Here is a 24,065-nt window from a genome sequence, read left to right on the forward strand (position 1 = left end):
ACCATGGAACTTCAGAAGCTGCAACGCGCGATCATCGACGGTCTGGAAGACGTCAAGGCGCAAGACATCAAGGTATTCAACACGACCCATCTGACTTCGCTGTTCGACCGCGTGGTCGTGGCGAGCGGCACGTCGAACCGGCAGACCAAGGCGCTTGCCAACAGCGTGCGCGAGAAGGTGAAGGAAGCCGGCGGCGACATCATCAGCACGGAAGGCGAAGAAATCGGCGAATGGGTGCTGGTCGATTGCGGCGACGCGGTCGTGCACATCCTGCAACCGGCGCTGCGCCAGTACTACAACCTCGAGGAAGTCTGGGGCGACAAGCCCGTGCGCGTGAAGCTGCAGACGCCGAACATGTTCGGCGGCGCGCGCGTCACAGCCGATGAGGACGAGGACGAAGAAGACGCCGCACCGGCCGTCAAACGTCCCGCGCGCAAGACCACGCGCAAGCACTGAGACCGCTTCGATCGATGAAGCTGGTCATCCTCGCCGTCGGACACAAGATGCCCGACTGGATCACGAATGGCTTCGACGAATACGCGAAGCGCATGCCGCCCGAATTGCGCATCGAGCTGAAGGAGATCAAGCCCGAGCAGCGCTCGTCGGGACGCAACGCCGAGAGCGTGATGGCGGCGGAAAAGCAGCGCATCGAAGCCGCCTTGCCGAAGAACGCGCGCATCGTCGCGCTCGACGAACGCGGCCGCGACTGGACCACGATGCAGCTCGCGCAAGCCCTGCCCGGCTGGCAGCAGGACGGGCGCGATGTGGCGTTCGTGATCGGCGGCGCGGACGGGCTGCATCCCGATGTGAAATCGCGCGCCGAACTGTTGCTGCGCGTGTCGAGCCTGACGCTTCCGCACGGCATGGTGCGCGTGCTGCTCGCCGAACAGCTTTACCGCGCGTGGAGCATCACGCAGAATCATCCTTATCATCGCGCGTGAGGCTTTGCGGTCGTTGGACTTCGAATGCCGCGCGTTTCATTCGAATCCGACATCACGATGCAGACTCATTCCTTCGTCTATCTCGCCTCGCAAAGCCCACGCCGTCAGGAGTTGCTGAGACAACTCGGCGTGCAGTACGAACTCCTGCTCCCACGTCCCGATGAAGACGCCGAAGCGCTCGAAGCCGAACTGCCGGGCGAAGCCGCCGATGCCTACGTCGTGCGCGTATGCGCGCTCAAGGCGCACGCGGCGCGCGCGCGGCTGCTCGCGGGCGGGCATCAGGCCGCGCCGATTCTCGTCGCCGATACGACCGTGACCATCGACGGCCTGATTCTCGGCAAGCCGTTGCACGAAGAGGACGCCGTCGCGATGCTCGAACGGCTCGTCGGCCGCGAGCATGAAGTGCTGACGGCGCTCGCCGTCGTCGATGCCAATGGCGCGCTGCTCGAACCCGCGCTGTCGCGCTCGACGGTGCGCTTCGCGGCCGCGGATCGTGCTGCGCTGCAACGCTATGCGGCCTCGGGCGAGCCACTCGGCAAGGCGGGCGCATATGGCATTCAGGGCCGCGCGGCCGAGTTCATCGAGCGAATCGACGGGTCCTATTCGGGTATCATGGGTTTGCCCCTTTTCGAAACCGCAGCACTCTTGCGCGTGGCGCGCGTCGAATTCTAAACAGGCCATGAACGAAGAAATCCTGATCAACGTCACACCGCAGGAAAGCCGCGTCGCACTGGTTCAGCAAGGCGCTGTTCAGGAGCTTCACGTCGAGCGCACGCTCTCGCGCGGGCGCGTCGGCAATGTCTATCTCGGCAAGGTCGTGCGCGTGCTGCCGGGCATGCAGTCGGCGTTCATCGACATCGGCCTCGAGCGCGCCGCGTTTCTGCATGTGGCCGATATCTGGCATCCGCGCATCGCGGGCGAGCCGCATTCCAGCACGCCGCATGTGCCGATCGAAAAGATCGTCTTCGAAGGACAGGCGCTGATGGTGCAGGTCGTGAAGGACCCGATCGGCACGAAGGGCGCGCGTTTGTCGACGCAAGTGAGCATCGCGGGACGCACGCTCGTGTATCTGCCGCAGGAGCCGCATATCGGCATCTCGCAGAAGATCGAGAGCGAGGCTGAGCGCGAGGCCGTGCGCGCGCGTCTGACCGCGGTTTTGCCCGCCGACGAGAAAGGCGGCTATATCGTGCGCACCATTGCCGAAGACGCCAGCAGTGAAGAGCTCGCGGCGGATGTCGCGTATCTGCGCAAGACGTGGGCGACGATCGTGGCGCAGGCGCAGCGCGTGCCGCCGACCACCCTGCTCTATCAGGACCTGAACCTCGCGCAACGCGTGCTGCGCGACTTCGTCAACGACGAGACCACGCGCATTCAGGTCGATTCGCGCGAGACGTATCAGATGCTCGCGGACTTTGCCGCGGAGTTCACGCCGGCGGTGGCGTCCCGGCTGCATCACTACACCGGCGAGCGTCCGCTTTTCGATCTGTACAACATCGAGGCGGAGATTCAGCGGGCGCTGTCGCGGCGCGTCGATCTGAAGTCGGGCGGCTATCTGATGATCGACCAGACCGAGGCGATGACGACCATCGATGTGAATACCGGCGGCTATGTCGGCGCACGCAATTTCGACGACACCATATTCAAGACGAATCTCGAAGCAGCGCATACGATCGCGCGGCAACTCCGGCTGAGGAATCTGGGCGGAATCATCATCATCGATTTCATCGACATGGAGAATGTCGAGCATCGGGATCAGGTTCTCGGTGAACTTAAAAAGGCGCTTTCACGCGACCGGACACGCGTGACGGTGAACGGGTTCTCGCAACTGGGGCTCGTCGAGATGACGCGCAAGCGCACGCGCGAGTCGCTCGCGCATGTGCTATGTGAACCGTGTCCTGTTTGCCAGGGGAAGGGACAGGTCAAGACGTCGCGAACCGTGTGCTATGACGTGCTGCGCGAAATCATGCGCGAGTCGCGTCAGTTCAATCCGCGCGAGTTTCGCGTGGTGGCTTCGCAGCAGGTCATCGATCTGTTTCTGGAAGAAGAATCGCAGCATCTGGCCATGCTGATGGACTTCATCGGGAAGCCGGTCTCGTTGCAGGTGGAGAGCAATCTCTCGCAGGAGCAGTATGACATCGTGTTGATGTGAGAAATCGGCATCGACACATGAGGGCGCCGGCATTGCGATCGAGGGCGCTCGTCCCCGACTTCAGTTTCAGTGCGTTGCTACGATCAGCCGCCACCGAATCGCATCCTGCTCGAATGCTGATGACGGTTTTGCGGTGGCAGCGGATGACCGGACATAACGACGCTCCGACCGCAAACCTCGCTTCGATAGATTCCAGAATGCGGAGTCGCTGGTCCGGGATCGGACACCACGTCAAAAACGGCGTGATCGCTTTCCTCGTCCGGTCAGCGTCTTACGCCGCCTGCTGCTGATACTGAATCCGATGCAAATGCGCATACAGGCCATCCTTGCGCAGCAACTCCGCATGACTGCCCTGCTCCGCGATCCGCCCCGCCTCCATCACGAGAATGCGGTCAGCGCGCTCGATCGTCGACAGCCGATGCGCGATCACCAGCGTCGTGCGTCCTTCCATAAGCTTCTCGAGCGCCGATTGCACGTGCCGCTCCGACTCCGAATCCAGCGCTGAAGTCGCCTCGTCGAGAATCAGGATCGGCGCGTCCTTGTAGATCGCGCGGGCGATCGCCAGACGCTGGCGCTGTCCGCCCGACAGTCGCGTGCCATTGCCGCCGATCAGCGTATCGATGCCATCCGGCAACGACGCCACCACTTCCGCCAGATTCGCCGCAGCCAGCGCCGACATCACGCGCGCGCGATCCGGTGTCTGCCCATATGCGACGTTCGCCGCGATCGTGTCGTTGAAGAGCACGACATCCTGACTCACCATCGCGAGCTGGCCGCGCAGATCGTGCAGGTTGTACTCGGTGAGCGGCACGCCATCCACCAGCACCTGTCCGCCGCGCGGATCGAAAAAGCGCGGCAGCAGATTCACGAGCGTCGTCTTGCCGCTGCCCGACGGTCCCGCGAGCGCGACCATCTCGCCCGGCGCGACCTTGAACGACACGCGATCGAGCGTCGGACGGTCGACCGAGCCATAGGAGAACGTCACGTCGCGGAATTCGACCTCGCCGCGCGCGCGCTCCAGACGCCGCCCGCCGCCTTCGGGCTCCGCGGGCTCGTCGATCAGCCCGAAGATCAGTTCCGCCGCGGTCATGCCGCGCTGCATCGGCTGGTTGATGTCGATCAGATGCTTCAACGGGGAAATGACCAGCAACATTGACGTGACGAACGCGACGAAGCCGCCGACCGTCGTCTGGTCATTCGCCGACTGCACCACCGCGATCGTGATGACGATGGCGAGCGCGATCGACGCGAGAAACTGCGTGAGCGGCTGCGCGAGGCCGCCCGAAACCTGCATGCGCATCGAGTAGCCGCGCAGGCGATGGCTCATCTCGGAAAAGCGGCCCATTTCGTATGGCTCGCCGTTATGCACCTTCACGACCTTGTAGCCGCCGACCGTCTCCTCGACGATATAAGACAGTTCGTTGGTGAGCGTCTGATGCTCGCGATTCAGGCGTCGCAGCCGCCGGTTGATCTTGCTGACGAGCCAGCCGATTGCCGGAAGAATGACCGCGACGATCAGCGTGAGACGCCAGTTGAGAATGAAGAGATAGCCGAGCAGGAACACGACCGTCAGCGAATCGCGTACCAGCGTGACGACTACGCCCTGAAGCACGCTCAGGATCTGATTCACCTCGAACACGATCGCATTGATGACGGTGCTCGCCGTCTCGCGCTGGAAAAAGCCCGCGCTCGTGTGAATCATGCGGTGAAACATTTCAAGCCGCAGCTGCAGCAGGATCTTGTTCGTCACGTACGACAGGAAATATCCCGACGCGTACTGCGCCCCGCCGCGCACCAGCGCGAGGCCGATGACCGCGGCCGGGACGAGCCATTTCGCGTGGTCGCTGCTCTTCGAGCCGAAGCCGTGGTCGAGCAGCGGCTTGAGCAGCATCGGGATGCCGGCCTCGGTGGCGGCGACGATGCCCATCGTCAGGAGGCCTAGCATCACCATGCCCATGAGCGGGCGGATATACGGCCATAGCCGCTTCATGACGGCCACCGGCGAGCTGCCCTCGCCCTCGCCGATAGTCTTGCGCAATGTCTGCTTCTGGCTCAAATCGTGCCTCGGTTCGCGGTTTGCGTGAAGCCGTGCGGTCCGCCGCACGGGTCTTCAGGCTGAACAAACGGCTATTTTAGTCCGTTGGGGAACGCCATCTCATAAACGGCGCACGGCGGGATCGGAGGGCCGGTCCGGCGCGGGCGTCGCACGCGCGGGCGGGATGCGTTGCGTCAAGCGCTCGCCGTGGCCGAGCATCAGCCCCGCGAAGCACCAGAACGCGAGCGCGGTGGTCTGCCACATGAAATCGTCGGTGGAATTTTTGGCGATCATGCCGCCGACGAGCGCGATGCCGCCCGCGGCGAGCCACGGCACCTCGCGCCGCAGGCGCCAGAACCGCACCACGAGCGCGATCAGCAGCGCCGCCTCCAGCACGACGCCGATCACGCCCGTCTCCAGCCACGTGTTCAGGAACAGATTGTGGGCGTGCGTCAGCGCCTGCGGCTCGGCGGCCAGCAGGCGCGGCGGAATCTCCTTCCTGTACACCTCGCCCGGCAGCGGCTTGCCGAAGCCGATGCCGATCCACGTATGCGGCTCGCCCGCCTTGCCATAGAACGCCCAGAGACGCGGCCGCGTGTCGGAAGCGAGCGTGTCGCCGATGCCCTGCAGGAACGACGGCACCGGAATGTGATCGCCTTCGATGGTCACGCCATGCGCGGGAATCGGCGGCGGCGCCTTGGCGAAACGCGCCCGCGAGCTGACTTCGAGCGTGGCGACCGCCGCCACGGCGATCAGCGACAGCACGACCACCGCGAGCACCATATGCCGCCGATACAGCGGATAAAACGCGATCACGATGGTGACCAGCGCCGCGAGCCCGAAGAAGCGATTCAGCGTCGCGATGCCGATGAACAGGCTGAGCGCCACGCCCGTCACGCCGAAGACGCGCCATTTGCCGGGCAGCAGCATGCCGGTGAAGAGCGCCATCGCGAAGAGCGCGACCGTGCTCGTGTGCCCGACGCGGTTGTAGTAATGCAGCATGAAGGTGTCGGCGGTGGGCGGCTGCAGTTGCCCCCAATAGACGACGCTGATCAGCGCCACGAGCACGCAGCCGAGCCAGTGCGCGAGTACGAAGCGCTCCGCGTTCGCCGCGCGCGCGCCGAGCAGCCAGAAACCGAAGAACGCGACGAGCGGATAGCAGACTTCGTCGAGCCACGCATGCATGCTCTCGCCCCGGTACGGCGACCACGTCACCGACGCGAGCGTCCAGGCGGCCCACAGCAGCACCGGCACGACGAGCGGCCAGTGTCGCGGCGACGGCGCGCCACGGTTCACGGCGAGCGCGATCGTGCCCACGCCCACGAACCCGAGCGCGATATTCTCGATCGCCGTCATGTGGGCGAACGTCACGACGAAAAGAATGACCGATGCGCCGATCCAAAGGAAAACGTCCGGTCGAAGGTGCGATTTTGTTGTCATAGATCTTTCGCCAACATCTCTTCGAGCGCCGCACTCACTGCATCGAGCGACAGGCGGCCCATGCACTCGGCGTGATCGCCGCGCCACGCGACGCAGGTGGTCTCGTTGCGATCGCAGCGGCGCACCCAGGACACGTCGCGCCGAAAAATGAAGGGCTCGTCGCGGCACGGCATGTCGACGATGGTAACCGGCTTGAACGGCGCATCGCGCCAGAACTCGCCGGCGCCGTGAATCATCGCGTTGCCGGGGCCGAAGAGCGTCAGCGTCGGCACACCCACCATGCGGCCCAGATGCGCGACGCCCGTATCCGGGCAGACCACCGCGCGCGCGCGCGCGAACAGGTGCCACAACTCGGCGAGCCCCACGCGGCCCGCGAAGCTCGCGTGCCGCGATTGCGGATCGATTGCGCGAATCAGCTCGACCTCGCCCGGCCCGCCGCTCCACACCGGCGTGTAGCCACGCGCTTCGACCCATTCGGCGAGCGCGCGCCAGCGCTCGTGCGGCCAGCGCTTGACCGAGGTGCTCGCTCCCGGATGCAGCACGACGTAAGGCTGCGCGAGCAGCGCCGCGTCCGCAGGAGCGAGCGTGTTCGCGGGCGTGGGCCAGTCGTCGGTGCGATAGCGGCGCGGCGGCGGCCCGTCGATCAGCGTCGCGGCGATGTCGGCCCATGCTGCGGGCTCGGGCGGATACGGATGCGATTCGTCGAGTGGCAAGTTCTTCCAGGCGGGCGTATCGCCGCCGTGACCGACGATCCAGCGGCATTTCGCGGCAATGGCGAGCCAGGCGTGACGATTGTCCCCCGCGACGATGCCCAGATCGTACGGACCGGATTTCAGCACGGCCACGACGCTCCGGTGATCGCGCGGATCGAAGGGCAGCGCGACGGCGCCATAGGGACGCCCCGCGTAGAGCGGCACGATGGGCTTCGGACAAGTGAGCGCGATGCGCGCGTTCGGATAGCGGAAGCGCAGTTTCGCGAGGAGCGGCGTGAGCAGCAGCGTGTCGCCGAGCAGCAGATGATGCGCGATCAGGACGCTCGACACCTCGGACGGCCGCCGGCGGAACGCCTTCAACGCAAGCTTGGGTAGCGCTCGGGCAATGATGCGTATGCGCCCGGAGAGTCGGCTCATAGATTCAGAACAGGATTACTCACGCTCGGCATGCGCGCGCAATGTCAAGGGTCGATCGATGGCGGCGCGCCGGCGTCTCGCCGCGCGCTCCCGTGCCCGGGTGGAGTTCGTCTGGCCGCGCTGTTCTCATAAGTGTCGATGCGGCTCGGGAAATGAAAATTCGATCCTTGATGCCGGATTTGATGGAAACCGATGTTGCCGCGATCGATCTTTTGCTTCGCGCGCCCGTAGTGCACACTATCGGGCTGCGCCCGCCCTGACAACAAAAAGAGGCCAGCGGCCTCTTTTTACGCCCGGGTCCGCGCGTGGTTCAAGCCAACTTGAGCACGCCGAACCGGTATCTTCAGGCGTGGATTATACCAACACGCAAGCCCGATCGACCCCTCATGCCCCGCCCCACGCTTGGCATCGCCATCATCACCCACAACGCCGCAGCGCGGCTCGCGCAGTGCCTCGAGGCCGTCTCTTTCGCCGACGAAATCGTCGTGGTCGATGGCGGCAGCACCGACGCGACCGTGGGCATCGCCGAGAAGCATCGAGCGCGCGTGATCGAGGCGCGCGACTGGCCCGGCTTCGGCCCGCAGAAAAACCGCGCGCTCGACGCGCTCGCGACCGACTGGGTGCTCTCGATCGACGCCGACGAGATCGTGTCGCCCGAACTCGCCGATTCGATCCGCGCCGCGATCACCGACCCGCAGGCGGATGTCTACGCGGTCGACCGGCTGTCGAGCTTCTGCGGCGTGTGGGTGCAGCACAGCGGCTGGTATCCGGACTGGATTCCGCGGCTTTTCAGGCGCGGCACTGCGCGCTTTTCGCCCGATCTCGTGCACGAGCGGCTCGTGCTGTCGACGGCGAAGCCGGTCGTGCGCCTCTCCGGCAAGCTCATGCACTACTCCTACGAGGATTTCGAAGCGGTGTTGCGAAAGCTCGACGCCTACTCGACAGCCGGCGCGCGCCAGCGACATGCGGCGGGCAAGCGCGGCAGCTTCGGCACCGCGCTCGCACGCGGCGCGTGGGCTTTCGTGCGAACTTACGTATTGCGGCGCGGCTTCCTGGATGGCCGCGCCGGCTTCATGATCGCGGTGTTTAACGCGCAGACGGTGTATTACCGCTTCCTGAAGCTCGCGCATCTGAACGAGCCGCGCTGAAGCGTTTCAGCGCCGCGCGAGGATGTCGCGCGCGAGATCGAGCAGCGCGCGGACATGCGCGTCGATGCTCGTGTCGTAGAGGATCGCATCGGCCGAAACTTGGGCGCGTTCACGCCGCGTTTCGACGGCTTGTTCCACGACGCGGCGCAGATCCGCGGCGTCGCCGGGCTGGAAGACGTGCTTCGCGTGATCGGCGATCGCATCGCAGCAGCCGATGCTCGTCGGGAAGATGACCGGCGTGCCGCACATCACCGATTCGACGCCGACCAGCCCGAACGGCTCGTAGCTCGACGCGAGAATCGTGAAATCCGCCGCGCGGTATGCGTCCTCGATGTTCTTCGCGTAGCCGATATAGCGAACGTTCGCCGCCGTTTTCTCCGGCGCGCGCCCCGCGACCGCGATCACCACGTTCATGCCGGCAAGCGCCCTTTCGATCAGAGGCAGGCCTTTGCGCTCATGGCTGCTCGATGGAAACAGCAGCACGATTTCGTCGGGTTTGAAGCCGAACTGCTCGCGCAGACGCACGCGCTGCGCTGCATCGACCGGGGCGAACCGCGCGACGTCGACCGGCGGATACAGCACGCGGATCTTCGCGGAATCGATTTGATACAGCGAGCGAAGCTCGTCGCGCATCATGTCCGAATGCGCGACGATGACGTCGGCTTGCGCGTATTGACGGCGCTCAAGCGCGATCTGCCGCGTGTCCGAACCCTTCTCGCGCCGGCCCGTCGTGCGCAGAAAACCGATATGCGTGCCGCCGCAAATGGCGATCTCCGAGCCTTCCACGCGATTGCAGCCGATCAGCACATCGACCTTCGCCTTTTTTCGCGCGCGCTTCAGCGCCCACGAGAAATACGCATCGCGCAACTTGCCCGGCAGAAACGAAACATTGATGCGATACGGCTCGACGAGGCGGCTTTCCGGCAAGGAAGAATCGATTTTGCGCGCGAAGAACGCGGGCTTGCGCTCGCCGCCCGCGCCCGCGTGCGCGAAACCGCGCACGAGGTCCATCGCGTAACGTTCGAGGCCGCCCGAGTGCTTCAGCGCATTCGCCGAAATACCGATGCGCATCAGTAGACGATTTCGATCGCGCTGCCCGCGAATTCGCCACGCAGCGCCGTGATGAGATCGTCGGTCGGCTTGACGCGCCAGGCGTCCCCCAGCCGCACCTCGCCTTCCGCGTGTTCGCTCCGATAGACGATGCTCACGTTCAGGCCGTTGGGGATCGGCGCGCTCTGACGTTCGCGGCCGTTTCGTCCGTTGTCGCGAACCGGCGCCGGCGGCGGCTCGCTCTGAGCACCCGCCGCATGCGCTTCGAGCACGCGGCGCAAACGCCCCGCGTCGGCGTTGCCATTCATCTCGACTTTCACCGATTGCGCGTAGCGGCTGCGCGCGCGTTCGAGGTCCATCGCGGTATCGACGGTGAAGCGGATGCCGCCCGTGAACGCGTCGTTGCGCGCCTGCCCCTGCACGACGAGCAGCTCGTCTTCCTTGAACAGCGCCTTGTTCGCTTCGAACTGTTCGTTGAACACGGTGACTTCGCACTGGCCGCTGCCGTCGTCGAGATTGACGATCAGCATCTTGCCGCGCTGGGTCATCTGCGTGCGCATCGCGGAAATGACGCCCGCCACGAGCTTGTCGCGCCCTTCCTTCAATTCGCCAATCTTCTGGCGCACGAAACGGCGCACTTCGCCCTTGTAGGCATCGAAAAGATGGCCGGACAGATAGAAGCCGAGCGCGGTCTTTTCTTCCTGCAGGCGCTTCTTGTCGGACCACTCGGGTTCGTCGACGTATTCGTGCTTCGCGAGCGGCGCGTCGCCCATGTCGAACAGACCAGCCTGCATGGCGTTGGCGGCGGCCTGATCGGCGGCTTCCATCGCCATTGGCACGGACGCGAGCAGTTGCGCGCGATTCGCGTGGATCGTGTCGAACGCGCCCGAGCGGATGAGCGCTTCCACCGTGCGCCGATTGACCACGCGCCGGTCGATGCGCTCGCAGAAATCGAACAGATCGGTGAACTTGCCGTCTTCGCGCGCGCGCAGAATTTCCTCGATGGCGTTCTGCCCGCTGCCCTTCACCGCGCCGAGGCCATAGCGAATGGTCTTCGAGCGCGAACCGTCGGCTTCCGCGACCGGCTCGAAGCGATACGCCGACTGGTTGATATCCGGCGGCAGCACCGCGAGACCGTTGGTCGCGCAATCCTCGAAGAGAATCTTGACCTTGTCGGTGTCGTCCATGGCGAGCGACATGTTGGCCGCCATGAATTCCGCCGGATGATGCGCCTTCAGCCACGCGGTGTAATACGCGAGCAGCGCGTAGGCCGCCGCGTGCGACTTGTTGAAGCCATAGCCCGCGAACTTCTCCATAAGGTCGAAAATTTCGTCGGACTTCTCGCGCGTGAGGCCGTTCTTTGCCGCGCCGTCCGCGAACAGCTCGCGATGCTGCGCCATTTCCTCGGGCTTCTTCTTGCCCATCGCGCGACGCAGCAAGTCCGCGCCGCCGAGCGAGTAGCCACCGATGATCTGCGCCATCTGCATCACCTGCTCCTGATAGACCATGATGCCGTAGGTCTCTTTCAGAACGGGTTCGACGCGCGGATCCGGAAATTCCACGATCTCGCGGCCGTGCTTACGCGCGCAGAAGCTCGGAATCAGGTCCATCGGGCCCGGCCGATACAACGCCACCAGCGCGATGATGTCCTCGAAGCGGTCCGGCTGCGCGTCCTTCAGCATGCCCTGCATGCCGCGGCTTTCCAGCTGGAACACGGCGACGGTGTTCGCCTTCTTCAGAATCGAGAACGACGCCGGATCGTCGAGCGGAACCTGCGCGAGGTTCCAGTCTTTCTTCGACGGATCGAGTCGGCGGATATAGCGCTCGGCCCAATCAAGAATCGTGAGTGTGGTCAGGCCCAGAAAGTCGAACTTCACGAGGCCGACGGCTTCGACGTCGTCCTTGTCGTACTGGCTGACGACGCCGCCGTCTTCGCCCTGCGTGTAGAGCGGACAAAAATCCGTGAGCTTGCCCGGCGCGATCAGCACGCCGCCCGCGTGCATGCCGACGTTACGCGTCAACCCTTCCACACGTTGCGCGAGTTCGAGCAACTGATGCACTTCGTCTTCGGAATCGAAGCGTTCCTGAAGCGCGGGCTCTTCCTTCATCGCATCCGCGATGGTGACGTGCTTGCCCGGCTTGAACGGAATCAGCTTGGCAATGCCGTCTGTGAACATGTAGCCGAGATCGAGCACGCGGCCGATGTCGCGCACCGCGGCCTTTGCCGCCATCGTGCCGAAGGTCGCGATCTGCGAGACCGCGTCCGCGCCGTACTTGCCCTTCACGTACTGAATGACGCGGTCGCGCCCTTCCTGACAGAAGTCGATATCGAAGTCGGGCATCGAAACGCGTTCCGGGTTCAGGAAGCGCTCGAACAGCAGGTTGTAGCGCAGCGGGTCGAGATCGGTGATGCCGAGCGCGTACGCGACCAGCGAACCCGCGCCCGAACCCCGGCCCGGACCGACCGGCACGCCATTGTTCTTCGCCCACATGATGAAGTCGGCGACGATCAGGAAGTAGCCCGGAAAGCCCATCTTGATGATCGTGCCGCACTCGAAATCGAGGCGCGCGTAGTACGTCTCGCGCTGCGCGTCGCGTTCGGTTTCGTCCGGATAAAGCTGTTGCAGGCGGACTTCGAGCCCTTCCTTCGACAGCTGCACGAGGTAGTCGTCGAGCGACATGCCGTCGGGTGTCGGGAACAGCGGCAGCTTCGGCTTGCCGAGTTCGAGCGTCAGATTGCAGCGCCTCGCGATCTCGACGGTGTTCGCCAGCGCGGAAGGAATGTCCGTGAACAGCGCGCACATCTCGTCCTGCGTGCGGAAAAACTGGTCTTGCGTAAAGCGCTTCTGGCGGCGCGGATTGGCCAGAATGTCGCCCTCGGAAATGCAAACGCGCGCTTCGTGCGCGGTGAAGTCATCCGGCGTCATGAACTGCATCGGGTGCGTGGCGACCACCGGCAGTTTGAGCTTCGCCGCGAGCTTGACGGCTTCCTGAATGTAGGCCTGCTCGCCCGGCTGGCCCGCGCGCTGCAATTCGATATAGAACGCGTTCGGAAAGAGCTTCGCCCAGCGCTCGGCATTGCGCTGCGCGCTCGCCGTGTTGCCCGCCGCGAACGCCATGCCGATATCGCCCGTCTGCGCGCCCGACAGCGCCAGCAGCCCTTCGGCGAGACCCTCTTCGAGCCACTCGACCAAGACTTCGGCGCGGCCGCGATACTGGTTCGTCAACCACGCGCGGCTCAGCAATTCGCAAAGGTTCAGATAGCCCCGTTTGTCGCGCACGAGCAGCAGGAGACGCGAGGGCTTGTCGCGGTCGTCGGGATTGGTGATCCAGACGTCGCAACCGGCGATGGGCTTCACGCCCTTGCCACGCGCTTCCTTGTAGAAGCGCACGAGACCGAATGCGTTGCCGAGATCGGTGAGCGCGAGCGCGCCCTGACCGTCTTTCGCGGCAGCGGCGACGACGTCGTCCAGCCGCACGATGCCGTCGGCGATCGAGAATTCGGAGTGGACGCGGAGATGAACGAAGCGGGGATCTGACATGGCGGTATTGTACATGCGGGCCCTGCCGAAAAACGGGCCCGGAACGCGTGCTGGCCGATCGGACAAGGCCTTCGCGGAGCGCCAGAATTGCGCAGGCTCAAGCGCGCGCGACGCGCCGCGGACAATCCGGCGAAGGCGCGCGCCATTTGCGGGATAATACGGTTTTTGCGCGGAATCCTTGCGCGCATTTTTTACCCGTTACAGCCGTATCCAGCGTCGTCCGATCATGAGCATCCTGAACCTCTCCGCCTACAAATTCGTCACCATCGAGGACGGCCCCGCGTGGCGGTCGCTCGTCACCGAACGCTGCAACGCGCTCGGACTCAAGGGCACGATTCTGCTGGCGCCGGAAGGCATCAATCTTTTCATCGCGGGGCCGATTGCCGAAGTCCGCGAATTCATCGATTACATCCGTTCGGACGCGCTGTTCGGCGGCCGTTTCGCCGATCTGCAATTCAAGGAAAGCCTCTCCGCGAAGCAGCCGTTCCGCCGCATGCTGGTGAAGCTCAAGCGCGAAATCATCACGATGAAGAAGCCCGCGATCAAGCCCGAGCTCGGCCGCGCGCCCGCCGTCGACGCCCCCACGCTGAAAGCCTGGCTCGACCGCGGCCACGACGACGCGGGGCGTCCGGTCGTCATGCTCGACACACGCAATGCGTTCGAAGTCGATGTCGGCACGTTCGACAACGCGCTCGATTACCGCATCACGAAGTTCAGCGAGTTTCCCGAGGTGATCGAACAGAATCGTGCCGATCTCGAAGGCAAGACGGTCGTGTCGTTCTGCACGGGCGGAATTCGGTGCGAAAAGGCTGCAATCCACATGAAGGAAGTGGGGATCGAGCACGTTTATCAGCTCGAGGGCGGCATTCTCAAGTACTTCGAGGAAGTGGGCGGCGCGCATTACACGGGCGAATGTTTCGTGTTCGATTACCGCACGGCGCTCGATCCGAACCTGCAGCCAACGGCGACCGCGCAATGTTTCGGCTGTCGCGCGGTGGTATCGGAGGAAGATCAGCGGTCGCCGTTCTACAAGGCGGGCGAAACGTGCCCGGCCTGCCATCCGGAAGCCTCCAGGGTCAGCCAGGCGGCATAAGCCTTTTCGATGACCTATCGCGGCCGCTTCGCGCCCTCGCCCACCGGTCCGCTGCATGCGGGCTCGCTCGTCAGCGCGCTCGCGAGCTTTCTCGATGCGCGCGCACGTGGCGGAAGCTGGCTCGTGCGTATCGAGGATGTCGATGCGCCGCGCACCGTGCCCGACGCCGCCGACGAAATTCTCGCGACGCTCGCGCATTTCGGCATGCATCCGGACGAAGCGCCGGTGTGGCAAAGCGAGCGCGGCGCGGCTTACGCGGCGGCGTTCGAGCGATTGCAGGCGGCGGGCTTCGTCTATCCGTGCGGCTGCACGCGGCGTGAAATCGCCGATTCGCTCGTACACGTCCACGCGCGTCACGCGACGCTGGCGTATCCGGGAACGTGCCGAAACGGCCTGCATGGCAAGCCCGCCCGCGCGTGGCGCCTGCGCGTACCTGATGGCGACGCGGCGCGTCTCACGTTCGTCGATCGCTGCCAAGGGCCGCAGACGCAGGATCTCGCGACCGAAGTCGGCGATTTCGCGCTGAAGCGCGCGGATGGCCTGTGGGCCTATCAGCTCGCGGTCGTCGTCGACGACGCCGCAGCCGATATCACTCACGTCGTGCGCGGCGCCGACCTGCTCGATTCGACCGCGCGGCAAATCTACCTGCAACAGTGCCTCGGCGTGCCGACGCCGGCTTATCTGCACGTACCGGTGGTCAACAACGACATCGGCGAAAAGCTGAGCAAGCAGACGGGCGCGGCGCCGCTCAATCGCGAAGCGCCGCTCGATGCGCTCGTCGAAGCTGCGCTGCATCTGGGCATCGACGTATCGGCCGCATCGCTCGATGCGTTCTACAGCGCGGCGACCGCCGCCTGGGCCGCGCGCTTCGGGCGCTGAAAAAGCAAAAAGGCAGCCACGCGGGCTGCCTTTTTTTACGCGCGCTTCGCTTCAGCAGGAATCAAGACGACTTGCGCGGCATTCCCAAGCCACCCAGCAACGCGGCGAGCGGCTGCTTCGGCGCGCTCTTGCGCTCGGGTTCGGCTGTTTCCTCCTGACGCTTCATCGCGGAGGGCGACGGTTCGTAAGGCTTCAGGAAAAACTCGTCGATGGGCTGCTGACGACCGCGCGGACGATCGTGCGTACCCGTCGTGCGGCGGCGCGAACCGGCTTCATCGCGCGACACATGCCGATGCTCGCCGCGCTCCGGACGGCCGAAGCGCTCGTCGCGGCGCGGGCCCGAACCACCGCTGGAACCGTCACGGCGTGCGCGCGTGGTCACTTCGAGCGGCTCGACTTCGAGCGGGCGCTTGATCAGCTTTTCGATGTCGGCGAGCTGCTTGCGCTCGTTCGCGCTGCACAGCGACAGCGCGTCGCCGGACGCGCCCGCGCGCCCCGTGCGGCCGATGCGGTGCACGTAATCTTCCGCATTGAACGGCAGATCGAAGTTGATGACGGCCGGCAGCTCCGCGATATCGAGACCACGCGCCGCGACATCGGTGGCGACGAGCGCCTCGATTTCGCCGCGCTTGAACGCGTCGAGCGCCTGCATGCGCTCACTCTGCGAACGGTCGCCGTGAATCGCCGTCGCGACGATCCCGTCCTTCTCCAGCACGCGCGCCAGCCGGCTCGCGCCGATCTTGCTGTTGCAGAAGACGATCACCTGCTTCAGCTCGCGCTCGCGGATCAGTTGGGCCACCGCGCCGGATTTGTCGCTTTCGTGCACCTCGTACACGATCTGGCGCACGTTGGCGTTGGTCGAATTGCTGCGCGCCACTTCGATCGTCTGCGGATTGCGCAGGTAAGTGGACGCCAGTTTCTTGATTTCGGCCGAGAACGTCGCGGAGAACAGCAGCGTCTGACGCTCCTTCGGCAGCAGATTCAGGATGCGCTGCAAATCGGGCAGGAAGCCCATGTCCAGCATGCGGTCGGCTTCGTCCAGCACGAGCATCTGCACCTGACCGAGATTGACCGTCTTCTGCTGGACGTGGTCGAGCAGACGGCCAGGCGTCGCGATCAGGATTTCGACGCCACGGCGCAGCGCATCCGACTGCGGATTCATGTCGACGCCACCGAACACCACCGTGCTGCGCAGCGGCGTGTGCTTGGAGTAGGTCTGCACGTTGGCGGCGACCTGGTCGGCGAGTTCGCGCGTGGGCGTGAGCATCAGCGCGCGCACCGGATGCCGCGCGGGCGAAGCGCTCGTGTTGGCGGAAGGCAGCAGGCGCTGGATGATCGGCAGCGAGAAGCTGGCGGTCTTGCCGGTGCCGGTCTGCGCGGCGCCCATGACGTCACGGCCGGCGAGCACGACCGGAATGGCCTGCGCCTGGATCGGCGTGGGCGTGGTGTAGCCGGACTCGCGCACCGCTTTCAGGATGTCGGCGGACAAACCGAACTGGTCGAACGTCGGCTCGGCGGCCTGTGCGGTGGACGGGTTCGTGGCGACGGAATCGGACATGGTGAATATATTGGCTTTCGCTAAAGTGCCGCTTGACGCGGCGCGTAAGAAATCGGTCGGGATACGGTCGATCGGGTGCGACCGGTCGCTTACGCGGATGTGTTTCGTGGCGCTCGCGGCGCAGTTGGCGCGCGCGGGCGCGTGATGCCGGGCATTACGGCTCGTTTTTGCCAGATCGGGCGAGCCCGGGTCGCCCGTTTTCCGCCCGTTTCCTTTCACGCGAGCCGGCGTTCCGATGGAACACCGCTTCGATGACGCCTTCAAGACAGGCGACAACGCTCTAATCTGGTCCGGCGGCTCGCTCGCGGTCATGACCGCTGACCGCGCCGCTGGCGAATGCTTGCGCTCAGGTCGGCATCGGACGGCGACGCCGCAAAGTTCGTGATTCTTCGTGGCCGCGGATTTCGAGGCCGTAAAGCCGTGCATTGTAGCACCGCGCGGGCGAGCGCTCCGGCGGCGCGCCACCGCGCCCGCCGCTTCCCGCGCTACTTCTTGCGCGCCTCGCAATCGGCGAGCAGCGGCGGGGCATCCTTCGCGGCCATTTCATCGTAGAGATTGGCCTGCGGGCCCTTGGTCCACCATGTGTACTGATCCGCCACATATTTCGCGCCGGAACCCGCGATCACGTTGACGAACAGCAGTTTGCGCCCGTCGACGGTCAGCGCCGCGAAACTCTGACGGTTGCGCGTGTTGGTGTATTGCACCGACACGCTCTTGCCGTCCTTGCAGTCATAACGCGTCGTCTGCGTCGATGCGGTCTGGATCTGCGGCACGGTGAGCGGCATCGCGGTTGCGGCCTGGGCGACGAGCGACGCCGCTGTGAGGGCAAGAAGTTTCTTCATCGTTCGGTTCGCTTGTTGGTTGAACGGGATGCGGGTGGCACGGTTTCCGGATGGATCAGGGATCGATGACGTCCGCGCACGCGTCGGTGGGCGCGGCCGCGACGTGGCCGACGACCGGCACGATCTTGAGCCCCGCCGACGCGATCCGGCACGGCGCGGCCGCGAGGCCACAGCCCGAGAGACCCAGAGAAGCCACGACGAACGCGGCCAGCACTTTCCATTTCACGTTGCTCGCTCCCGCCGACGCCGCAGCGCCGCTCAACTGGCCGAAACCGGCCTTACCTTCGACGCCGCCAGCTTCGCGCGCTCACGCGCCTCGCCGGTGTCGGCGCCGCTTGCCAGCGCGACGCCCATGCGGCGCTTCACGAAGCTCTCCGGCTTTCCGAACAGACGCAGATCGGCGCCCGGCACGGCAAGCGCTTCGGCGACGCCTTCGAACGCAATGCCCGCCTCGTCCAATCCGCCATAGATCACGGCGGACGCGCCCGGCGTGCGCAAAGAAGGATCGACCGGCAGGCCGAGGATCGCGCGCGCGTGCAGCTCGAATTCGGAGAAGCGCTGCGTCGCGAGCGTGACGAGACCGGTGTCATGCGGACGCGGACTCACTTCCGAGAACCAGACATCGTCGCCGCGCACGAACAGCTCGACGCCGAAGAGCCCGCGCCCGCCCAGCGCCGTCACTACTTTCGCTGCGACATCGCGCGATTTTTCCAGCGCCGCGGGGCTCATCGCCTGCGGCTGCCAGGATTCGACGTAATCGCCCGCCATCTGCAAGTGGCCGATCGGCTCGCAGAAATACGTCTGCGTCGCGCCGCTCGCCGGGTCCGCCGCGCGCACGGTGAGCTGCGTGATTTCATAGTCGAAATCGATGAAACCCTCGACGATCACGCGCCCGTGATTCACGCGGCCGCCCGCCATCGCGTAGTTCCAGGCGGGCTCGATATCGGCGTCGCTCTTCAGGACCGATTGCCCTTTGCCCGACGACGACATCACCGGTTTCACGACGCACGGAAAGCCGATCTTCGCGATCGCGGCCCTCATCTCGTCGAGCGATTGCGCGAACGCGTACGGCGAAGTCGGCAGGCCGAGCTCCTCGGCGGCCAGGCGCCGGATGCCCTCGCGGTTCATCGTAAGCTGCGTGGCGCGCGCCGTCGGGATGACCGTGGCGAGGCCGGACGCTTCGATGTCGGCGAGCGCGTCGGTTGCGATCGCTTCGATTTCCGGCACGATCAGATGCGGCCGCTCCTGCTCGACGAGCGCCTTGAGCGCGGCGGCGTCGGTCATGTCGATCACGTGCGCGCGATGCGCGACCTGATGCCCCGGCGCGTTCGCGTAGCGGTCCACGGCGATCACTTCGACGCCGAGACGCTGCAGCGCGATGATCACTTCCTTGCCGAGCTCGCCGGCGCCGAGCAGCATGACGCGCGTGGCGCCGGACGAAAGCGGCGTGCCGATGCGCGCGGCGGGCGCGCGAAGTGGATCAACTTGCATGAGTGCTCCGGACGAAAGTCGTGTGATGAGGCGGCATCGGGTGCGATGTTTGGGCGCGATCCTAACACGCAGCACCAGCGGCCATACAGCGTCGTCACAAGCGGTATTGACACGCGATCGGGCAGCGGAATTCCCTGCGCGAAGCCGATCGAAACCGGCCCCGCGGCAACGTCGGCGTGCATTTTGTTGCACGCCAGAGCTAGACAAATGGTTGGACGAGTGCGATACGCTTACGGTTTCGCCAGCTTCAGGATCATCGATGCCAACGCACTTCCATCGCGCGAGCGCAACGCACGCTCCACGCTCATCGTCACGTTTCCTGTCGCGTCGCCCGCAGATGTCTTCGCCGGTCTCGCGCGCGGGCGTGCTTGCTTGCACTGTGCTCGTCGCGACCAGCCTCATCGCCGGATGCGCGATGCCGAAGCACTCCGACGCGAGCGCGCCGCCCACCGATCCGTACAATCCCGCAGCCACCCAACTGCTCGACGACACGCAATGGCAACTCGCGAGCTGGACCGATGCGAACGGCCAGCCGCGCGCGCTGCCGCAAGCAGGCCAGGACGGCGCGCAGCCGCTGACGCTGGATTTCTCGACCGCGAGCGGTCGTCGCCGGGCAAGCGGCTATTCGGGCTGCAACCGTTTCACGGGCGCGTACGAACTGAAAGACGGCAAGCTGAACTTCGGTCCGCTCGCCGGTACGCGCATGGCGTGCGTGTCCGGCGCGGGCGCGGCGCTGGAGCAGCCGTATCTCGACGGACTGGCGCACGTCGCTAAAAGCGGCGTGCAGATGAACCCGCCACAGGCGCTGCAACTGACGCTCGAAAACGGTCAGGTGCTCACCTTTGCGCCGCGCGGCAAGTAAGCACGGCGGCGTGCGCGAATACGTCGCGCGTCGCGAACATGCGCGGTGTTGCGTAGTTGCGGCATACGCGTCGCGGGCGCGCCGCAGCCGTTAAACTCTCCGATCGAACTGCCCGGCCGAAAGACGCACAGAAAAGACCAATCGGGAAACCCATTGGCGCGGCCGGGCCGCAGTCTCATTCGTTTCACCCAACATTGGTTCACTCTCAAGCATGCACATGGTAGTTCTCGGCTGGTTCGGTGCATCGGTCGTATGGTTCCTTCCGCTCATCTGGCGCATCGTCAAGCTGGTGCTGCCGGGCGGCGATGGCCTGCGCGGCCCCGGCACGATCCGCCTCTGGCTCGGCTTTCTCGCCGTGCTGCTCGCGAGCAGCACGCTCGAGGGCGCGCTCGCGGGCTCGTTCGAAACGCAAGCGAACATCAATCTCTGCGGGCGCGCGCTCGCCGGCGCGTTGAGCGGACTTGCACATCCGTCCGGGGCGGGCGTAATCGCGGCGCTCGTGCTCGCGGTCTTTCTGCCGTGGCTGATCGAATTCAGCTGGCGTTCGGTGCTCGCCTGGGCTGACGAGGCATTCGGCTTCGGCCTGCCGCAAAGCTGGATCACGCCGCGCGAACGCCAACGCGATACCGAGCCGCGGCCGGCGAAGGAAAGGCGCGAGAAATCGCGTGACAGGTTGGCCGGCTGGTTCGAGCGGCGGGCGCGCGCGAGCGCCGCGCGTGACAGCGGTGAACGCGGATTGCGCAGCGAGCGCAACGAGCGTGGCGACGCGCCGCCTTCGCGCAGCCTGCCCGACGAGCCGACGCTCGGGCTGCCGGCCGGCCCTCGCAGCAGCCGCTACCAGCGTCCGACCGTGTGGCGCCCGCCATCGGTAAGCAAAGGCAATGCAAGCCGTGCGGCTGCCGCCGGCGCAGACGCTGTGGCCACCGCCGAGGCATATGCCAAGCGCCCCGCTTACGAGGCAGCGGGCGTCGCGCCGCCGGTCACGCAGACCGAGCCCGTCCCCCCCGCAGGTTGGCTGAATCCGGGTTTCGACACCGCGGCGCGCGATAACCGTGCGCATTTTCCGCCACGCCAGGCGTCGGCGTTCACGCCGTCGGGGTCGGGGTTGCGCGCGTCGGTAGCCGTCGAGCCGACCGTGCCGCCGGCGCGCAAAGCGCCTATGGCCGAACCGCGCGCCGAGCGCCCGCGCAGTTCGGCGACCTCGATGCCGGCGTCACGCGCGACCGGAGTCGCGAGCACCACTGCATCCGTCGCGACGGGCGCGATCGGCGCAACCGGCGCACGGACCGTGGGCCGGCCGACGTCGCCACAGACGCCTCCGGGCATCGTGCGGCGTCCTCCGGTGCGACCGGCCGTGAACAGCGCCGCCCGCGAGTTCGCGCCGGCGCCGCTCGCGGCACCGGCATTCTCGCGTCCGGCCACGCCGCCCGGACCGCCCACGCCGCCGCCCGCGCCCGAATCGATTCAGGCGACACTGCGCTCCATCGAGGAGAAGACGGCGCTGTGGACCTCGCTCGCGGGCGCCAGTCTCGCGCGCGGACACGTGGCTATGGCGAAATCGGCGCAGCCGGATGTGGCGGTGGCGCCATCGCCGACGCCATCGCCGATTGTTGAAGCTGATGCTTCGCCGATCATCGAGGCGGTCGTAGAAGTCGAGCCGACGTACGCGACACCCGAGCCGATAGTTCAGCAATCGGAGCCGTCGGTTCCAGCGTCTGCGGCAGACGAGCCCGTGATCAACGAACGCGACGAACGCATCGAAGCGCCGGTGATCGATGCGCACACCATCGCGCCCGCGCTTGTCGAACCGCCGCCGCTCTTCGCGATGCCGCAATTCGGCGCGACGCTTTCGGCCATCGCGCCGGCCGCGCCGGCCGTACCCGCGACGATCAAGCCGATCGAGCCGCTCGCGCCGGCAACAAGCGACGAAGCAAAGCCGGCCGACTCCGCGCCTGTAGAAGCCGCGCAGAAACCCGAAATTTTCGAAGAACCCGAAGTCGCGCCGACGCCGCGCATCGCGATGCCGTCCGAACCGCCGCTGCCCGTGTCGAGCACGTCCGCGACTTCGGCGCCGCAAGCTCCCCGGAACGTCCGCGACCTCACGCAGATCCCGCCGTGGCTCGACGCCATCGCGGCACGCGAGCACGCGAACCAGCCCCCTGCCCCGCCGCTTCCCGCTATCGTCGATGAGCAGGAAACCGAACTCGAAACGCAAGAAAACGAAGCAGAACCCGTCGCCGAACCCCAGGCGGCAGTCGATGAACTCGCCCCGCCGTCGAACATCGTGCGCTTTCCGGTAGCGAGCAGCGCGCCGGTCGCGCCGCTCGCACCGGCTCCGGTCTGCGCTCCAGCCGACTCGCGCGCCGCGCTGCGCGGCTCGGCGCCGACCGAGTTCGAATTCCACGCGCCGCACGCATCGGCGGTGGAACTGCCGACGCTCGATCTGCTCGAACCCGCATCCGGCGAAGTCGAGCCCGTCCCGGAGGAACGCCTCCTCGAAACCGGCCAGCTGATCGAGCAGCGCCTGCAGGAATTCAAGGTGCCGGTCACGGTGGTCGGCGCATCGGCGGGACCGGTGATCACGCGCTTCGAAGTGGAACCGGCGCTCGGCGTGCGCGGCAGCCAGATCGTCGGCCTGATGAAGGATCTGTCGCGCGGTCTCGGCCTCACGTCGATCCGCGTCGTCGAGACGATTCCCGGCAAGACCTGCATGGGCCTCGAATTGCCGAACCCGAAGCGCCAGATGATCCGCCTGTCCGAGATTCTCGAAGCCGACGTGTACCGCCATTCGAAGTCGAACCTGACGATCGCAATGGGCAAGGACATCATCGGCAATCCGGTCGTGACGGATCTCGCGAAGGCGCCGCACATGCTGGTCGCGGGCACGACGGGCTCGGGCAAGTCGGTCGCGATCAACGCGATGATCCTCTCGCTGCTTTACAAGGCGAAGCCCGAGGACGTGCGCCTCATCATGATCGACCCGAAGATGCTGGAGCTTTCCGTCTACGAAGGCATTCCGCATCTGCTCGCGCCGGTCGTCACCGACATGAAGCTCGCGTCGAACGCGCTCAACTGGTGCGTCGGCGAAATGGAGAAGCGCTATCGGCTGATGTCGGCGGTGGGCGTGCGCAATCTGCAGGGCTTCAACCAGAAAATCCGCAACACCGAAGCCGCCGGCAAGAAGCTGACGAACCCGTTCTCGCTCACGCCCGACGCGCCCGAGCCGCTGTCCACGCTGCCGCTCATCGTGGTGGTCATCGACGAACTCGCCGACCTGATGATGGTCGCCGGCAAGCAGATCGAGCAGTTGATCGCGCGTCTCGCGCAGAAGGCGCGCGCGGCCGGCATCCACCTGATTCTCGCGACGCAGCGGCCTTCGGTGGACGTGATCACCGGCCTCATCAAGGCCAACATTCCGACGCGCGTGGCGTTCCAGGTGTCGTCGAAGATCGATTCGCGCACGATTCTCGACCAGATGGGCGCGGAATCGCTGCTCGGCGCGGGCGACATGCTGTTCCTGCCGCCCGGCACCGGCTATCCGCAGCGCGTGCACGGCGCGTTCGTCGCGGACGACGAAGTGCATCGCGTGGTCGAGCATCTGAAGCAGTTCGGCGAGCCGGAGTACGAGGAAGGCATTCTCTCCGGGCCGACTTCCGAAGGCGGCGCGACGGGCGATCTTTTCGGCGACTCGCCGGACGCCGAAGCCGATCCGCTCTACGACGAAGCCGTGGCCTTCGTCGTGCGCACACGGCGCGCATCGATCTCGTCGGTGCAGCGGCAATTGCGCATCGGCTATAACCGCGCGGCGCGGCTCGTCGAGCAGATGGAATCGGCGGGCCTCGTCTCGCCGATGGGCAGCAACGGCAACCGCGAAGTGCTCGCGCCACCCGGCCCCGCCGAATAAC

General features: G+C 65.6%; 18 protein-coding genes. 9 read left to right on the forward strand and 9 right to left on the reverse strand.

Annotated elements, in window-relative coordinates; all coding sequences use genetic code 11:
- The first annotated feature begins 3 nt into the window (after positions 1-3).
- From rsfS to rng, 4 genes are read left to right on the forward strand one after another with little or no spacing between them, the layout of a single operon-like run.
- Entirely contained in the window at positions 4-456 is a 453-nt protein-coding gene (rsfS, locus tag AWB79_RS07035; protein ID WP_061166683.1) for a ribosome silencing factor, read from the forward strand.
- A gap of 14 nt (positions 457-470) precedes the next feature.
- Positions 471-941 carry a 23S rRNA (pseudouridine(1915)-N(3))-methyltransferase RlmH gene (gene rlmH, locus AWB79_RS07040; RefSeq protein WP_061166684.1) on the forward strand — a complete coding sequence of 157 codons (471 nt, stop codon included), beginning with the start codon at positions 471-473 and terminating at the stop codon, positions 939-941.
- A gap of 57 nt (positions 942-998) precedes the next feature.
- A complete protein-coding gene (locus tag AWB79_RS07045; protein WP_061167000.1) occupies positions 999-1,613 on the forward strand; it encodes a Maf family protein in 615 nt (204 codons plus the stop codon).
- 7 nt (positions 1,614-1,620) lie between these two features.
- Positions 1,621-3,090, forward strand: coding sequence for a ribonuclease G (gene rng, locus AWB79_RS07050; RefSeq protein ID WP_061166685.1), 1,470 nt, complete (start codon positions 1,621-1,623; stop codon positions 3,088-3,090).
- A 271-nt stretch (positions 3,091-3,361) separates the two neighbouring features.
- Here rng and msbA read toward each other — a convergent pair whose 3' ends face one another.
- The 3 genes from msbA to AWB79_RS07065 form a co-directional block, all read right to left on the reverse strand.
- The gene (msbA, locus tag AWB79_RS07055; RefSeq protein ID WP_374728530.1) at positions 3,362-5,080 is read right to left on the reverse strand and encodes a lipid A export permease/ATP-binding protein MsbA; all 1,719 of its coding nucleotides are present in this window, start codon (positions 5,078-5,080) and stop codon (positions 3,362-3,364) included.
- A gap of 165 nt (positions 5,081-5,245) precedes the next feature.
- The gene (locus AWB79_RS07060) at positions 5,246-6,565 is read right to left on the reverse strand and encodes an O-antigen ligase family protein (RefSeq protein WP_061166687.1); all 1,320 of its coding nucleotides are present in this window, start codon (positions 6,563-6,565) and stop codon (positions 5,246-5,248) included.
- On the reverse strand, positions 6,562-7,695 hold the full coding sequence (locus AWB79_RS07065; RefSeq protein ID WP_061166688.1) for a glycosyltransferase family 9 protein: 1,134 nt from the start codon (positions 7,693-7,695) through the stop codon (positions 6,562-6,564). Before AWB79_RS07065 ends, AWB79_RS07060 begins: the two co-directional genes overlap by 4 nt.
- Positions 7,696-8,081: 386 nt before the next feature.
- On the opposite strand from AWB79_RS07065, the gene AWB79_RS07070 reads away from it, so the two are divergent.
- Complete coding sequence (locus tag AWB79_RS07070) at positions 8,082-8,843, forward strand: glycosyltransferase family 2 protein (protein ID WP_061166689.1); 762 nt, start codon at positions 8,082-8,084, stop codon at positions 8,841-8,843.
- Between the two features lie 6 nt (positions 8,844-8,849).
- On the opposite strand, the gene AWB79_RS07075 is transcribed toward AWB79_RS07070, so the two are convergent.
- Together AWB79_RS07075 and dnaE are read right to left on the reverse strand one after the other, a co-directional pair.
- A complete protein-coding gene (locus AWB79_RS07075) occupies positions 8,850-9,914 on the reverse strand; it encodes a glycosyltransferase family 4 protein (RefSeq protein WP_061166690.1) in 1,065 nt (354 codons plus the stop codon).
- Positions 9,914-13,450 (reverse strand): DNA polymerase III subunit alpha, encoded by a 3,537-nt coding sequence (dnaE, locus tag AWB79_RS07080; protein WP_061166691.1) that lies wholly within the window; start codon positions 13,448-13,450, stop codon positions 9,914-9,916. The genes AWB79_RS07075 and dnaE overlap by 1 nt, the downstream gene beginning before the upstream one ends.
- 211 nt (positions 13,451-13,661) lie before the next feature.
- Between dnaE and AWB79_RS07085 the strand changes: the two genes are divergently transcribed.
- The gene (locus AWB79_RS07085; protein ID WP_061166692.1) at positions 13,662-14,528 is read left to right on the forward strand and encodes a sulfurtransferase; all 867 of its coding nucleotides are present in this window, start codon (positions 13,662-13,664) and stop codon (positions 14,526-14,528) included.
- A 9-nt stretch (positions 14,529-14,537) separates the two neighbouring features.
- Positions 14,538-15,407 carry a tRNA glutamyl-Q(34) synthetase GluQRS gene (gene gluQRS / locus AWB79_RS07090; protein ID WP_061166693.1) on the forward strand — a complete coding sequence of 290 codons (870 nt, stop codon included), beginning with the start codon at positions 14,538-14,540 and terminating at the stop codon, positions 15,405-15,407.
- A gap of 61 nt (positions 15,408-15,468) precedes the next feature.
- Here the strand turns inward: gluQRS and AWB79_RS07095 are convergent, their stop codons facing one another.
- The 4 genes from AWB79_RS07095 to purT all read right to left on the reverse strand — a co-directional run bounded on the left by AWB79_RS07095 (position 15,469) and on the right by purT (position 19,298).
- Complete coding sequence (locus tag AWB79_RS07095) at positions 15,469-16,965, reverse strand: DEAD/DEAH box helicase (protein WP_061166694.1); 1,497 nt, start codon at positions 16,963-16,965, stop codon at positions 15,469-15,471.
- A gap of 485 nt (positions 16,966-17,450) precedes the next feature.
- A complete protein-coding gene (locus AWB79_RS07100) occupies positions 17,451-17,807 on the reverse strand; it encodes an MliC family protein (protein ID WP_061166695.1) in 357 nt (118 codons plus the stop codon).
- Between the two features lie 55 nt (positions 17,808-17,862).
- On the reverse strand, positions 17,863-18,033 hold the full coding sequence (locus tag AWB79_RS40005; protein ID WP_198398985.1) for a DUF6726 family protein: 171 nt from the start codon (positions 18,031-18,033) through the stop codon (positions 17,863-17,865).
- A 32-nt stretch (positions 18,034-18,065) separates the two neighbouring features.
- On the reverse strand, positions 18,066-19,298 hold the full coding sequence (gene purT, locus AWB79_RS07110; RefSeq protein ID WP_061166697.1) for a formate-dependent phosphoribosylglycinamide formyltransferase: 1,233 nt from the start codon (positions 19,296-19,298) through the stop codon (positions 18,066-18,068).
- 337 nt (positions 19,299-19,635) lie between these two features.
- Between purT and AWB79_RS07115 the strand changes: the two genes are divergently transcribed.
- Both AWB79_RS07115 and AWB79_RS07120 read left to right on the forward strand, forming a co-directional pair.
- Positions 19,636-20,160 carry an META domain-containing protein gene (locus AWB79_RS07115; RefSeq protein ID WP_061166698.1) on the forward strand — a complete coding sequence of 175 codons (525 nt, stop codon included), beginning with the start codon at positions 19,636-19,638 and terminating at the stop codon, positions 20,158-20,160.
- 211 nt (positions 20,161-20,371) lie between these two features.
- A complete protein-coding gene (locus AWB79_RS07120; RefSeq protein WP_061166699.1) occupies positions 20,372-24,064 on the forward strand; it encodes a DNA translocase FtsK in 3,693 nt (1,230 codons plus the stop codon).
- The last annotated feature ends 1 nt before the right edge of the window (position 24,065 follow it).

This window comes from Caballeronia hypogeia (assembly GCF_001544875.2).
Classification (GTDB): domain Bacteria; phylum Pseudomonadota; class Gammaproteobacteria; order Burkholderiales; family Burkholderiaceae; genus Caballeronia; species Caballeronia hypogeia.

What these genes read in the sequence shown, in the direction of transcription:
- rsfS (WP_061166683.1), top strand. Translation starts at nt 4, where the DNA reads ATGGAACTTCAGAAGCTGCAACGCGCGATCATCGACGGTCTGGAAGAC.
- rlmH (WP_061166684.1), top strand. Translation starts at nt 471, where the DNA reads ATGAAGCTGGTCATCCTCGCCGTCGGACACAAGATGCCCGACTGGATC.
- AWB79_RS07045 (WP_061167000.1), top strand. Translation starts at nt 999, where the DNA reads ATGCAGACTCATTCCTTCGTCTATCTCGCCTCGCAAAGCCCACGCCGT.
- rng (WP_061166685.1), top strand. Translation starts at nt 1,621, where the DNA reads ATGAACGAAGAAATCCTGATCAACGTCACACCGCAGGAAAGCCGCGTC.
- msbA (WP_374728530.1), bottom strand. Translation starts at nt 5,080, where the DNA reads ATGAAGCGGCTATGGCCGTATATCCGCCCGCTCATGGGCATGGTGATG.
- AWB79_RS07060 (WP_061166687.1), bottom strand. Translation starts at nt 6,565, where the DNA reads ATGACAACAAAATCGCACCTTCGACCGGACGTTTTCCTTTGGATCGGC.
- AWB79_RS07065 (WP_061166688.1), bottom strand. Translation starts at nt 7,695, where the DNA reads ATGAGCCGACTCTCCGGGCGCATACGCATCATTGCCCGAGCGCTACCC.
- AWB79_RS07070 (WP_061166689.1), top strand. Translation starts at nt 8,082, where the DNA reads ATGCCCCGCCCCACGCTTGGCATCGCCATCATCACCCACAACGCCGCA.
- AWB79_RS07075 (WP_061166690.1), bottom strand. Translation starts at nt 9,914, where the DNA reads ATGCGCATCGGTATTTCGGCGAATGCGCTGAAGCACTCGGGCGGCCTC.
- dnaE (WP_061166691.1), bottom strand. Translation starts at nt 13,450, where the DNA reads ATGTACAATACCGCCATGTCAGATCCCCGCTTCGTTCATCTCCGCGTC.
- AWB79_RS07085 (WP_061166692.1), top strand. Translation starts at nt 13,662, where the DNA reads ATGAGCATCCTGAACCTCTCCGCCTACAAATTCGTCACCATCGAGGAC.
- gluQRS (WP_061166693.1), top strand. Translation starts at nt 14,538, where the DNA reads ATGACCTATCGCGGCCGCTTCGCGCCCTCGCCCACCGGTCCGCTGCAT.
- AWB79_RS07095 (WP_061166694.1), bottom strand. Translation starts at nt 16,965, where the DNA reads ATGTCCGATTCCGTCGCCACGAACCCGTCCACCGCACAGGCCGCCGAG.
- AWB79_RS07100 (WP_061166695.1), bottom strand. Translation starts at nt 17,807, where the DNA reads ATGAAGAAACTTCTTGCCCTCACAGCGGCGTCGCTCGTCGCCCAGGCC.
- purT (WP_061166697.1), bottom strand. Translation starts at nt 19,298, where the DNA reads ATGCAAGTTGATCCACTTCGCGCGCCCGCCGCGCGCATCGGCACGCCG.
- AWB79_RS07115 (WP_061166698.1), top strand. Translation starts at nt 19,636, where the DNA reads ATGTCTTCGCCGGTCTCGCGCGCGGGCGTGCTTGCTTGCACTGTGCTC.
- AWB79_RS07120 (WP_061166699.1), top strand. Translation starts at nt 20,372, where the DNA reads ATGCACATGGTAGTTCTCGGCTGGTTCGGTGCATCGGTCGTATGGTTC.